Consider the following 13328-nt stretch of genomic DNA (forward strand, 5'->3'; position numbering starts at 1 on the left):
AGAATTGCTAAGGAAACTATAAGAACTTGGTATCAATATTTTTCAGCACCCAGGTATGCCTATAATGTAATTAATAAATGCATTTCGATACGGGGGATAATCATGTTAAAACGACATCGCAAATTATGGGGATTTTTAGGTGGTACATTGTTAGTAGTCTTGATTGGGCTTGGCTTTTTCAAAGCAACGTTCAGCCCGGATACCACTCCAACGCCAATCGTTAAGGTGAAGCAGGCCATCGCACCCAACAAGGTATTCGAAACGTATCGGTATCCTTACGACCTCACCATCAGGAATTCAAAAGCAAAACTATATTCTGCGCCAGCAGGCACAAAGGGTGCAAAGCTTCTGGGAACCGTTCAGGAAAATCATCTCAACGACAAAATTGTTGGAACCGTCCGAAAGGATCTGAATGGCCAAAAAGCAGCCGGCTACATTGCATTTTCACAAAACCATCGTCAATACTGGATCAGCGCCCAAAATGTCAGCTTTCGGAATTTAAATCAGCTTCGTGGTCGTAATCCAAAGGTCGAAGCTGCCCTTTCCGCCGGCCTTAAGTTAGTTGGGCATTCCCAGTATTCATACGGTGGTGGCCGAACCCTCAGTGACATCCGGCACCATAAATTCGACTGCTCGTCGTTTGTCAGGTACTGTTATTCAAAGGCCGGCATCACCTTAGGAAATCTGGATAGTGTGACCACCTACACATTGGTAACCATGGGAAAACCCGTTAAATTTCAGAATATGAAGCGCGGTGACCTCTTCTTTTTCACTAATTCACGTGGTCAGGTTAATTCCCACGTCGCCATTTATCTCGGTAATCATCTATTCCTACATGACCATAACCAATCCGATACGGGTGGTGTCGGCATTTCAACACTCAACGCCCCAAGTTGGCGGCATGAGACAAATGGCGTGGTGAGAAGAATCGTGTAGTCCTTCCCGAGAACCGACCAGCCTGTTACGATTTCAATAATATAATAAAGCGTTCATTGATTGAGTCACTTTATCAATGAACGCTTTTTTGTTGCAAACTTTTAATTAAAACGAGTATCATCAACCACCGCAGTCACTTATATTACGCCGTTTTTTTAACCACAGCCTTTGAATGACGTTGAGAATAAATAAATCTTACCAGCACCAGTAACAGGGCAACTGCAGAGATGACCGTCGCCGTCCAGAAAACATTTGCGAATGCGTGAATAAATGGCAGCCCGACTGCCTTCGTAACCCGCACAATGCCGGGAAGCTGGAAGAATAATAACGACGAGCCAAAGCTAATCCCAATCGTCATTCCCAAAGTCCGGGCAAACGAGTTCAAAGAACCGGCAATCCCGGATAGTCGTTTATCAACCAGTCCCATGGTCAACGCATTATTCGGTGACAAGAAGATAGCCATGCCAATTCCGTTTAAAATAATCGGTGGAATAATCCGCCACATGTCCAGGTTGTCAGGGAAAAAGGCGTAACCGACCTGAGAAATCATCAAAATCAATAGGCCAACAAGGGTCATCAATTCACGATTGATTCGATCGGCCAAATAGCCGGCAAATGGTGTTGTGCACAGCATCGTTACCGACTGCAGCATGATAATGAGTCCACTGTAAAACGCGCTCATCCCGTTATAACTTTGAAAATAAAATGGCAGTAAAATATTGGAAACCGAGTTGACCAGCATCACCAGTGCCAGCGCCGTAATGGACGTCATGAAGCCCAGATTGGTAACGACTTCAGGCGCAATCCACGGCAAATTTGATTTATTATCTTGAAAGAATGCGCCCAGAGAAATCAAGCCGCCAACAATAAGGAATGCCAAGCCAATCAAGAACTTTGAACGGCCACTTTGAAAAAACGTCCCGCTCAAGAAGAAAATAATTATCCCGATGGTAAACAGATTTTGGCCGGTCCAATTGGCGCCCTTCATCACTTCACGGACGCGGGCCCAGGACTCTTTGGGAACGGGGAGAAACTTGAATCCCAGCCATAAAATGATGAGTCCCAACGGAATGTTAATCCAGTAGATCCAACGCCAACTGGAAGCTGAAATAATCAGACCACCAATCCCTGGACCGGAAATGGAACCGACGGAAATGAACATCGAAATAACCGCGAGTGCCTCGGCACGCCGTTTATCGGGGAAATATTGGGTCACAATTCCCATCGAGTTGGCCATAATCATCGCCGAGCCAATTGCTTGAATCACCCGACCAAATAAAATAATCGCGTAGTTCGGCGCAAACCCGGTAATTGCGGACCCGATCAAAAAGCCGATCCCACCTGCTAGGAACACCACATTTTTAGATAAGATATCGCCCATATGTCCAAACATCACCAGCAGAATCGCCGTGGTAATCAACCCAATTTGAACAATCCAAGTGGCCATACTACTCGAAATATCCATATCAATTGCAATTTTTGGAATCGCCAGGTTGGTGCTCGATCCGGAGAGCGCAGTCAAAAATGAAAACATCCCTAAAACTGCGATAATCGAGTAATTCTTCCCGCGACTCGTCACCTCGTCAGCCATAGTACCCCTCCTCTAAGCCTTCACATTTATTTATAACACTAAATCGGAGAAAAAATGGCAATGGCGACTTTTGGTTATTTAGTTTATAGCTTGCTCACTGTACAATCATTAACTCCCGGTATTTTGAAGTTCAAGCACTTGTTGGACTCAATCAATCTAATTGACGAATGAAAAATCCTCATGTATGATAATTACGAAGTCGGAATGGTATCTAGTACTAGGGGGTTATAATAATGACTGTAAGCAAAACAAACTTGATAAAAATGTTCGTCACAGCCAGCTTTATGTTTGGGGGATTAATCGCAGTCGGTCAGACACAGACATTTGCAAAATCGAATAAAATTACAAGCAATGTCTCAATGGCAAAAGTAAATTCGGATGACCGAAACGTTACTTTAACCGGGAAACATCAGATCTATACAAAAGCTCAGTCATTGAAGGGGGCGAAGCCGGTAACAACCAAGCGGCAGCTTCAAAAGCTTGCGAAATCAGTTCGATCAAAAAATACCTTCTATGCTTATCGGATGGCAACGACTAACAATCAACGTGTTTATTATAAGATTGTGTCATTTGAGGGTAAATATCGAGGTTGGATTTATGGTGGCAAGATCAAAAATTATTTTAACGGCGGTATCAGACACACGGACACCACAACGGACGTCTCTCTTTCTGAGGACGTTAAGAACACAACTTATCATTTAAAAAGCACCGGTACATCGGGTGACGTCAACACTTGGAAAGCCATTCCGTGGACCCAATACAAAGCCGGATTAAAGACGAAGGACTCAACTCCGTATGCCAATGATAAGTTGAAGGTCACTGCTGCAAAACAGATGACCCGGCAGTACTTCCAAACCTACTACTATGTTGAAGATACGGACCACCCTGAATTTAACGGATGGATTAATAAAAATGCTGTTGAGGGCCCTGAAAAAGTGATTACAAATACCGTCAATGTCCCAGGTCCAAAAGAAACGGTTACTCAAACGGTTACAGTACCTGGTCCAACAAAAACTGTCACGGTCCCAGCAGAAAATAAACTGACAATTAATTACTTGACGTATCGTTTTGATCCAAGTGGAAAATACACCAAAGCCACGACTGGAAACGATGCAGATTGGACAGAGGAAACTTCAACAGTTTCCTCTGGGATCCAAAAAGATTATCAACGACAATTTGCTAAAGCAATTGACCAAATTAAGGATAAAAAGGAATTAACTTCTGCTGATTTGGATTCACTCGGAAACGGTCAAGTATTTATACGGTTGGATGATGAGTGGGGAGAGTACCAGGTTAGCATTCGTGTCAATTATGATAAACAAAAAAATGTAGCTGAGATTGTTTTAACATGGGAAGACAGACAAACAACGGTCAGTAGAGCTGCGAACTACTATCTTCATGTTGGTGATAACTTTACACCATGGGTACTTCTAAGCGACTTTGTTTATCAAGGTTACTTTGTAAGTCGAGACAGATATCCACAATTCTTCACCATCATTGAAAATACAGTCGATACTAGCAAGCCTGGAACTTATGAGGTTAAATATTACATGAATGATTATCCTGATAAAATTAGGACGGTTCCAGTCACTGTTCAACCAAATTAAAAACTTTAACTAAGCATCTCCCACCTGCAGAAATCTGCTGATTAGGAGATGCTTGTTTATTTGTCAAAAACAGTCATAACGCCCCCAATTACCTACTTGTTTAGCAACCCCCTATTAAATCAGTTATACTAAGGACAATGAAAGCGTTTAGGGGAGGCGGGCCACATGCTTGCGACAATTATCACCAGCATCTTTTCGTTTATCGGTACCAACATTGATGACACCTTTGTGTTAGCTGTCTGGTTTTCGCAAGTTAATGGGTCACTGCGGCGACAAGATATTGTATTGGGGCAATTGATTGGCTTCGAATTTTTGGTATTGATCAGTGTGTTCGCCGCATATGGGCTAAGTTTTTTACCGACCGACCAAGTTGGCTGGCTGGGTGTCATTCCGATCATCCTCGGCATCCGAAAGTGGTTCCAGTATCGCTATCAAACAGACGCCGCTCATGAGGAACAAAAAGTAAAGGCAAAACTCAAACGCGACATTCAAGCAGAAAAGCCGTCTTCCCTACTACACAAGCTATTCAAACCAGAAATGATGGCCGTCTGCCTCGTCACCATTTCAAACGGCGCCGGAAACCTCACCGTCTACATCCCCTTATTTACGGAATACTCAGTTCTCGAATTAGCCGTTACCGTCATTGTGTTCACCTTGATGACTGGCCTGTGGTGCTACCTTGGCTATCAAATTGCAAATTTACCCTTAATCAAAGACAAACTAGAACGCTACAAACAGATCCTCATCCCGATACTCTTTATCGCCATCGGCATTTACGTCCTGTTAGAAAGTGGCGTTCTGGGATAAATTTGCCTATTTAAGCAACTTGATGTATATATAAATATATAGGTATATTTTTGATGCCTATCATTACGGGGAAATTAAGGGGGATCATATGAAATATTCAAAGATTGCACTTGGATTAATGACCATCTTACTAAGTGGCGCTATAGCACCAGTTGCCACCAGCGCATCATCACATACAACAATTCCAAAGGCCATGCGGGGAACCTGGTATCGTTATAACGGCAAATCATTCAATATGCTCAAGCTGACAACCCACAGGTTCACCTACAAAGGGATTGACGGCACAACATCACTGACGCCAGGTCAAAAGGGATACAAAAGGCTCTATGTGCAAAAAAAGCATGGAAAATACACATTTAATCGTTTCACCCATGATTACGAAAATCCTGGCAGCTTCAAAATTGCCAAGAAAAAAATCGCCGGTCACTACCGTAAAGCACTCTTTCAGTACACGCCATCCGGGTATGTGATTGTGCTAACCAAAGCAAAATACCATCACGATTATTCATTTAGTCAAAGTTAATAATGAAGCGAAAAGAGGTTCTCCAATACCCATCTGTGGTATTGAGGAACCTCTTTTGATATACACTTTAGTTACGCTTGAACCCCAGTCTTGGCTTCTGATTGATAATTTAAAATAACGTCCAGGAACTGGTCGCCATACTTCGCCAACTTGCTTTCGCCGACGCCTTTAACATCAAGCATCTGAGACTCATTGGCTGGCATGACGGCGCTCATTTCGTGAAGCGTCTTGTCAGAGAAAATCACAAACGGCGGCACGCCCTGCTTCTCAGCCAATTCACGGCGTAATTGCCGCAGTTGCTCAAACAACTCATCGTCTTCAGCCAACGTCTTGGTCGCCTTGTCCGAGACCTTTCGAGACACGCTTTCGGATCCCTGCAGCACTGCGCCACCCAAGGAAGTGACTTTCAGCACTGGGTACTGGCCGCCACTGGCAGTCAAATACCCCGCCGCGGTCAAGTAATCAATCAACCCCATGACCTCTTTTTGGGATTGGCCCTTCATGATGCCATAAGTTGATAGTTGGTCAAAGTGAAAATCACGGATTTTCTGGACTTTAGAGCCCGTCAACACTTGGGAAACGAGACTCTTGCCATAGCGTCCCTTCATCCGTAAAACACACGACAGGACCTTTTGGGTGTCAACAGTAATATCCTGAGAGTCACGGGTATCAAGGCAATTACTGCAACGACCGCACGTTTTCCCCTCTTTTTCGCCAAAGTAGTCGAGTATAAATTGTTGCAGGCACTGCTGTGTATTGGCGTACTGCGTCATCATTTGCAGCTTTTGGTAAGCGCGCTGCTTACTTTGCTCGTCTCGTTCAGATTGATCGATGAAGAAATGCTGAGTTTGAACATCCCTTAATTTGAACAGCAAAATCGCCTCACTGGGCAGGCCATCTCGTCCCGCCCTGCCGGCTTCCTGGTAGTATTCCTCCAAGCTTCCTGGAACGGAGTCGTGAATCACAAAGCGCACGTTACTCTTATCGATCCCCATTCCAAAGGCGTTGGTCGCAACCATCACCAGTGCACGGTCGTACAGAAAGTCATCTTGATTCTTCCGCCGCTGATCCTTGCTCATACCACCATGATACATAGTCACTGAAAACTTGTGTTTTTTGAGCATCTTGGAGACCCGCTCGACTTCCTTGCGGGTGCTGGCATAGATGATACCGGACTCACCGGCATTTAACTTTAAATAGTCCAGTAGATACTTATCACTATCCTGATTTCGAACCACCTTGAAAGCTAAATTATCCCGTTCAAAGCCCGTCTTAACCTCTTCTGAGATATGCAGGCGCTGTTTGATGTCATCAGCCACTTGTGGAGTTGCCGTCGCCGTCAAAGCAACAATTGTCGGCTTGGTCGGCAGTTCATGCAGCCGTTCGGTTAATGCCAAATAGCTTGGGCGAAAATCATGGCCCCACTGTGAAATACAGTGTGCTTCGTCGACGGCAACCAAGTCAATGGGCAGTCGTGCCAATTGATTAAAGGCCCCCGAGTCCAACCGCTCCGGTGATACGTAAAGCAGCTTGACGTCACCGTTTTGCGCTTGGGCAAATCGATCATCAATTTCACTGAAGTCTAAACTGCTGTTAATGAACGTCGCTGGAATCCCGGACTCATTTAACGCGTCCACCTGGTCTTTCATCAAGGCAATCAGTGGAGAGACGACGAGTGTTAAGCCGTCTTCAAGCATGGCAGGAATCTGGTAACACAACGATTTCCCGCCACCGGTCGGCATGATGGTCAACACGTTTTTGTGCGCCAAAATGTCGTCAATGACGGTCTGCTGGCCCGGACGAAAGCTGTCATAACCAAATTTAGTTTTCAGTAGTTCTTGGGGCGTCATGTCGTCAGTCCTCTTTTCGAAATAGTCACATTATATAGTATACGAAAATTATAGGCGGATGTCTGCCTCCATAGTTCAAACAGTCAAATATTCCCCGCTTGTGCTATTCTAAAATTAAATATATCAAGGAAAGCCGGTGTCTGTGATGCAACAAATTTCCACGAATACCTTAAATACAAATGTCCAAAAAGATTTGAACTTTACCTGGTCAACTCAGGCAATTTTATTTTGTGCCATCATTATTGCCTGTATCGGATTAAACGTCGATTCGGCCCCGGTCGTCATTGGGGCAATGCTCATTTCACCATTGATGGCGCCAATCGTCGGAATTGGCTATGGCCTGGGGAATAGCAATCCCAAACTATTATCAAAAGCCACCAAATTATTTTTAATTCAGGTGATCATCGGCGTCGTTGGGGCAACGATTTACTTCTTAGTCTCACCATTAAACACCGCCAGCGCACAATTGCTGGCACGAACCGAACCAACGCTCTGGGATGTCTTGATCGCCTTTTTCGGTGGCTTTGCGGGAGTCATCAGCTCAGCGAAAAAAGACGGTGGGAACGTCGTCCCAGGCGTTGCAATCGCCACTGCGTTAATGCCGCCACTTTGTACGGTTGGCTATGGGATTAGCCATCTCAATCCGTCATTTATCATTGGAGCGGGCTACTTATTTTTGATCAACGCCTTTTTCATCGCTCTGGCAACCGCCAGTGGCACAATTTTCTTTCGAATCCGCAGTGGTGAAAAATTAAACGTTTCATTAAAGCAGCAGGCCCTGATTTTGATTATTGCCATTATTATTGTGATTCCAAGCTCAATTTCTGCTTATTCCATCGTTCACAGCTCCTACATTAATGCCCAGTTGTCGCAGTTTATCGAAAACCAATTAAGCAACCAATACATTGCCAAACAGTCGATTTCAGGAAAGAAAATCCAGCTATCGGTTATTGGCCAGCGATTAAATGATGATCAGATTAAGTCGCTCAAGCAATCATTAAAAGATTATCACCTTGACGGCTACCAGCTTTCATTGACTCAACTTACAAAAGGCAACTATATCACGCCAAAAGAATTCCAAGATTATATGAAGCAGTCCGATAACGGCGATACAGTTCAGGCTAATCCTAACTCGTCGGGCGACGGCGAGCTTACGACCATTCAAAGTGATTTGAACAAAAAATATCCAAAGAACATTTCAAATATTTACGTTGGTCAGGTGACTGATAAAGCAAAGGCCACAAAGCAGCTGATTGCAATCGAACTATCTGATAAAGGTAAAACCAAGCGGTCAACGATTGAAAAGTCAGCCAATAAGCTGGTTAAGGACAACCAAGTGAGCGCAGTGGTCCAGTTTGTCAGTGGCTCGTGATGAAGTGATTTCTGGCAGGAAGGCGAATTTCCATTTGATAAGCTTGAAAAATTCTACACCTTTGATCAAGTCAATGAAGTAAACAAAGCTTCAAACGACGGTTCTGTTATCAAGCCTGTGATGGTGATCGATCAAGATTATGTCCCGGGCCAATAATGATTTAATTTAAGTTAATAAAAATGACGCTTCGATAATGAGGCGTCATTTTTGTGTTTAAAAGAAGACCCTAGAAGTCAACTGGGCTATAATTAATTTGTTAAACACATTATGCGAGGAAATATCTAAAATGAAGCTCACAAAATTATTACTAACGTTTTTGACTGCCTTGATCGTCGCTTTATGTTATCAAGAAGTTGTCCCAAGCGCATCCAGCTGGCATTCCGGTACCCCAACTGCTTTGCAGGGTAACTGGAAGCAAAAATCAGCCGTTAGTGATGGCGGCACACGTCACGGATACGATAACAAAGTCAAAATTGCCAAACATTCACTCGAAGCCACTTACTTTGGTGGCATGCCTGATTTGTTTACCCATATTAAATGGCGACGCATCAACCACAATACATATGCGCTGCATGCCCGCCGATTTAGTGACGGCTACAATCACAAAGTCCATCGGCTGACAATCAAACGCATCTCGCATAACCAAATGTACATGCATTTGGATGGCCACTCATATTTTTCGACTCGCCATAAACCGTTTGTCCGCTATTAACAATTAGTCGAATTCCTGTTATGCTCAACGAACATGTGCGATTTAAATATCATAATCGCCAATTTTTTCATAGATTGGACATATATAACATGCGTAAAATCATCAAAATCATTAGCGCCATCACGATTCTTGTCGTCCTGGGTGTTGCCGCTTCAATGATGATTCACTCAGCCAGCTCATCAAAAAATCCGGTTCCTACCAGGAAAAATAGTCAAGGCAACAAAAAAGCCGCCCCGCTGACAAGCGATCAACTTACTCACAATTCCAAACTCAAGTACAGCAGTTTCATTTACTTTGCGATTAAATACACCAAAATTCAGCGATGGCAGGAGGTTTCCGACTTTAAATTAGGTTGGCAAATTGAAATTTACCCCAAAGCCAGCGGTACCCGTTACTTGGTCTGGCCGGGAAAAAACATTAAAGCTAACCAAAAGATGCTGGAACCGAATTGGTTCAAACTTTCTTCTAAGGGTCATGTCATTTTTTATAGCTTTGAAGTCCATACTGCCCAAGCTGATAATATTCAACGCTATCAGACGACAGAAGCTCACATCATTCATACGTTGAACGCCCACCAGCATGCCGGCACCGTTAGAAAGATGACTGAAAACATGAAAGTGATCGTTAGGAAATAATGATGGCATTTTTTAAAAAAGGCAATTCTCACAGCACCCAGTGTGCTGCGCAGAATTGTCTTTTTTGTGATAAATGATTAAATTCTAAATTTTTCGTCTAATCAACTGACCAATTCCCATCAACGCAATCAGCAATCCACCAACCAGCGTGACAATCATTTCTTGTTTTTGATCATCACCGGTCTGAGGCAGCTTATCAGAGCTGCTTGTCATCGGCGTGCTGCTGTCCGTTGAACTGTTTGGTGTCGGATTAGATGATGTGTCATTGGTAGCCTTGGGCTGTTTGGTCGTCGGCGTTTGCGATTTAGTAGGAGCGCTTGGCCGATCCGGCTTTTTGGGTGTCGTTGACTTATTAGGCTTAACCGGCGTCTTCGGAGTCGTTGGGACCTTTGGGACGACCGGCGTATCTGGTGTAACCGGAGTGTCCGGTGTGTCTGGAGTTACCGGCGTCTTTGGCTGATAAATATTGACCAGCGTGGCAATCCCGTTAATGACTGGCTGTTGCCCACTGGTGCTTGTCTTGTAGCCATCTGGAACTGTTGTCTCAACAACCGTGTAGACAATGACGTTCCCATTGGCATCAGTTTCTGGCAAGTCGCCAAACGATGCGCTGTAATCGTTGCTTTGATCCAAGGTAACGGTCTGTCCAGTTGGTTTCCCGTTGGCATACAACGCAGCTGTGATACTAGGCGTACTGGTACCAGCTGGCACATCCTGCCAAACCTTTTTCACTTTAATTGGCGTCTTCTTTGGCTGGTAGACGTTGGTCAACGTGACTACCCCGTTCTTAGGGGAAATCTGACCATTAACGGTTGGCGTATAGCCATCAACTGCGGACTCAACAACGGTATAGACAATTGCCTGACCATCGGCATCCGTCTGCGGTAAATTATCAAATTCAGCCCTATAACCGTTAGATCCATTAAGTGTGACCGTTTTGCCGGTCGACTTTCCATTTGCGTATAGCGTTGCGACCACACTCGGCGTTGTCGTACCGTTTGGAACCCCCTGCCAATTCTTTTTAACAGTGATTGTGGTCGTCGTCTTTGCCGTATAAATATTCTTCAACGTAGCAGTACCGTTCACGACGGGTGCAACACCCTTGTTATCGGAAGAATAACCAGTCGGAATTGACGTTTCAATGACCGTATACGTAATTGTTTTCCCAGATGAATCGGTCTCGGGAATATCGGTAAACTCATCTGAATAGTGGTTAGCTTGATTCAAGGTGACCGTTTTGCCGGTGGACTTTCCATTTGCGTATAACGTTGCTGTCACTTCTGGTGTTTGGACACCCGTGGGGACACCCTGCCAAACCTTGTTAACCTTAATCGTTCTGGTCGAAGGCGTTTCAGGATTGTATTTATTAGTCAAAGTCGCGTTATTATCCTTGTCAAACGATTGCGGCGTTGTGGTTCCCGAGTACCCGTCAGGAACTTTAACCTCAGCTACCGTGTAAGTGATCTTCTTGCCATCACTATCTTTCTCATTCAGCCCACTAAAAGTCCCTGAGTACTGATTTGCAGTATCTAAAGTAATAATTTTCCCGGTAGATTTGCCATTTGCGTACAGTTCTGCTTTAATAGCCGGCGTTGTAACACCGTTTGGAACATCAACCCATTTTTTTGTTACGTTCAAATCATAGGCAGTTCCACTACCACCGCCGTTACCGCCTAGATTAACGTGTGCATTTGCGGCCCCGGACGCAACGTCAATATCGCTGCCGGCACCACTACCATCGCCTTTATCAGTTCCAGAAATCTTAATTTTATTATTCAAAGTTATCGCCGACCCAGTCGTTCTGTAAGCAGTATCAGTAACTTTGGCCAGATACAAGATGTTGACGGCTTGATTCAATGTTCCGTTCCATTTGATTGTAAATGAAGTTGGTGATTCGCTGGTCGGTAAATACGTAATCTGGTAATCACTCGCTGGAACTTCGGCACCAGTACTATCAAATTCAAGAGCCATCGTATCAGGTAATAGCTGCTGACTGGTGGTATTTTGCATTGTATCAGTGACTGAAACATTGGTTAACGTTTTTTTATTGGGATTAATTTTGGCATCCCATTCAACATATTGGAAATTGCCTTTTTGATCGAGGTCGTAATTCTTACCGTCTTTCCAAGTCCCTTGCCATGGGAAGCCTGCCTTGTTAACGTAATTGCCACTTTGAGTACCGCCACCATCCGCGTCACCGCTGACGTCAAACTCAAGATGGCCGCCCATATCATTGTTGTTCTTTGTGAAATAATCAGTAAATGTAATCGTACCAGTAGTGGCGCCTGCTGCAGCACTAAAATGACCGACTACGCTGCCATCAGGACTCTTTAAATCAAAATTTTAAAGATCGTGAAAATGAGTTCCGGTCGGTAAACTGACAGTCGCAGTATCACCAGTTTTAACTTGCGTGCCCGCTTTAATTGTAAAATTATAATTCAATCTGTAATACGAAGACTTATCCCAATTGGCCACAGTTGTCGATGTGACAGGCTGTCCGTCATATAACGCATCGCTGGCCGAAATCCCTGACATACTGGCAGTAATGTCGGCCGCCTTAGCCGCTTGGGTTTGATAACTGAGTCCAACAAAAAAAGCAGCCATCAAAAACATGATGCTTAACCATTTAAAAACCAACTTGAAGCTTGTTTGAATGCTTTGACTTTCCATGAGTGTCGACCTCTTTTTATGTAGGAATGTGTATCAGAGTGTACTTATTATATCATTCTTATTATTTAATTGATTACATTATATTACACGTCGAATATAACATAGATTAGTATGTTGTACAAATTGTCACGGGGAATTCATACACATTTGTAAACGACACACAAAAGCAGCGACCGCTTCATCTTCGCGATGATTCAGCCACTGCTCCCTTCACAAATTACTTCACCAGTTCAACTGTCAAAAGCACAAGAATACCGACTGCGATTACCAAGACAATCCACCCAGCCCTGTAGGCTTTCAGCTGGTATGCTGCCATAGTTTGAGGATCCAGTTCAGAGGGATTCTTAACCGCATCACTTGGGGTCATCGTTAAAATCGTAAAATCCTTTTTGACGATTAAAAGATACGCGGCCCACGCAAATAAAAGAACCGTCCCAGCCAAAAACAGCTTAACTGAAAAAAACAAAAGTGCCAAGCAAACAACAAATCCCAGTAAAATCATATTTTTGGTTTTCAATATCCATTCACCTTAAGTCTGTTTTACTTTATGCGTCCCTTTGCCAGTCTTCCTTGAACAAAAACCTGTCGAATATCGGCTTTTGATGCGTGATAGATAATCTTTTCA

12 protein-coding genes and 2 pseudogenes are annotated in these 13328 nt (G+C 43.9%); 8 read left to right on the top strand and 6 right to left on the bottom strand.

Annotated elements, in window-relative coordinates:
- Positions 1 to 102: 102 nt before the first annotated feature.
- Positions 103 to 936 carry a C40 family peptidase gene (locus tag AB3112_RS03865; protein ID WP_057909679.1) on the top strand — a complete coding sequence of 278 codons (834 nt, stop codon included), beginning with the start codon at positions 103 to 105 and terminating at the stop codon, positions 934 to 936.
- A gap of 142 nt (positions 937 to 1078) precedes the next feature.
- Here the strand turns inward: AB3112_RS03865 and AB3112_RS03870 are convergent, their stop codons facing one another.
- Positions 1079 to 2527 (bottom strand): MFS transporter, encoded by a 1449-nt coding sequence (locus AB3112_RS03870; protein ID WP_084998381.1) that lies wholly within the window; start codon positions 2525 to 2527, stop codon positions 1079 to 1081.
- Positions 2528 to 2760: 233 nt separating this feature from the next.
- Between AB3112_RS03870 and AB3112_RS03875 the strand changes: the two genes are divergently transcribed.
- The 3 genes from AB3112_RS03875 to AB3112_RS03885 all read left to right on the top strand — a co-directional run bounded on the left by AB3112_RS03875 (position 2761) and on the right by AB3112_RS03885 (position 5464).
- On the top strand, positions 2761 to 4134 hold the full coding sequence (locus AB3112_RS03875) for a DUF5011 domain-containing protein (protein ID WP_367333979.1): 1374 nt from the start codon (positions 2761 to 2763) through the stop codon (positions 4132 to 4134).
- A gap of 165 nt (positions 4135 to 4299) precedes the next feature.
- Entirely contained in the window at positions 4300 to 4941 is a 642-nt protein-coding gene (locus AB3112_RS03880; RefSeq protein WP_367333980.1) for a cadmium resistance transporter, read from the top strand.
- 88 nt (positions 4942 to 5029) lie between these two features.
- Positions 5030 to 5464, top strand: a complete 435-nt coding sequence (locus AB3112_RS03885; protein WP_084974477.1) for a hypothetical protein — start codon at positions 5030 to 5032, stop codon at positions 5462 to 5464.
- 71 nt (positions 5465 to 5535) lie between these two features.
- Here AB3112_RS03885 and recQ read toward each other — a convergent pair whose 3' ends face one another.
- Positions 5536 to 7314, bottom strand: a complete 1779-nt coding sequence (recQ, locus tag AB3112_RS03890) for a DNA helicase RecQ (RefSeq protein WP_084974475.1) — start codon at positions 7312 to 7314, stop codon at positions 5536 to 5538.
- Positions 7315 to 7459: 145 nt separating this feature from the next.
- On the opposite strand from recQ, the gene AB3112_RS03895 reads away from it, so the two are divergent.
- From AB3112_RS03895 to AB3112_RS03910, 4 genes and pseudogenes are all read left to right on the top strand, one after another.
- On the top strand, positions 7460 to 8686 hold the full coding sequence (locus tag AB3112_RS03895) for a DUF389 domain-containing protein (RefSeq protein WP_084974473.1): 1227 nt from the start codon (positions 7460 to 7462) through the stop codon (positions 8684 to 8686).
- Between the two features lie 6 nt (positions 8687 to 8692).
- Positions 8693 to 8842, top strand: a pseudogene (locus tag AB3112_RS03900) (NAD(P)-dependent alcohol dehydrogenase); the annotation flags it as partial.
- Between the two features lie 130 nt (positions 8843 to 8972).
- Positions 8973 to 9398 (top strand): hypothetical protein, encoded by a 426-nt coding sequence (locus tag AB3112_RS03905; RefSeq protein WP_084974472.1) that lies wholly within the window; start codon positions 8973 to 8975, stop codon positions 9396 to 9398.
- Positions 9399 to 9487: 89 nt separating this feature from the next.
- The gene (locus AB3112_RS03910) at positions 9488 to 10033 is read left to right on the top strand and encodes a hypothetical protein (RefSeq protein WP_367333981.1); all 546 of its coding nucleotides are present in this window, start codon (positions 9488 to 9490) and stop codon (positions 10031 to 10033) included.
- Between the two features lie 84 nt (positions 10034 to 10117).
- Here the strand turns inward: AB3112_RS03910 and AB3112_RS03915 are convergent, their stop codons facing one another.
- From AB3112_RS03915 to AB3112_RS03930, 4 genes and pseudogenes are all read right to left on the bottom strand, one after another.
- The gene (locus tag AB3112_RS03915; RefSeq protein ID WP_343559037.1) at positions 10118 to 12262 is read right to left on the bottom strand and encodes a Cna B-type domain-containing protein; all 2145 of its coding nucleotides are present in this window, start codon (positions 12260 to 12262) and stop codon (positions 10118 to 10120) included.
- A pseudogene (locus AB3112_RS03920) lies at positions 12239 to 12364 on the bottom strand (Ig-like domain-containing protein); the annotation flags it as partial. The pseudogene AB3112_RS03920 and the gene AB3112_RS03915, both read right to left, overlap by 24 nt.
- A 12-nt stretch (positions 12365 to 12376) precedes the next feature.
- Positions 12377 to 12703: a hypothetical protein gene (locus tag AB3112_RS03925; protein ID WP_367333982.1), complete on the bottom strand. Its 327-nt coding sequence runs from the start codon at positions 12701 to 12703 to the stop codon at positions 12377 to 12379.
- A 217-nt stretch (positions 12704 to 12920) separates the two neighbouring features.
- Positions 12921 to 13220 (bottom strand): hypothetical protein, encoded by a 300-nt coding sequence (locus tag AB3112_RS03930; protein ID WP_367333983.1) that lies wholly within the window; start codon positions 13218 to 13220, stop codon positions 12921 to 12923.
- Positions 13221 to 13328: the final 108 nt, after the last annotated feature.

The organism is Lentilactobacillus sp. (assembly GCF_040773105.1).
GTDB lineage: Bacteria > Bacillota > Bacilli > Lactobacillales > Lactobacillaceae > Lentilactobacillus > Lentilactobacillus parabuchneri.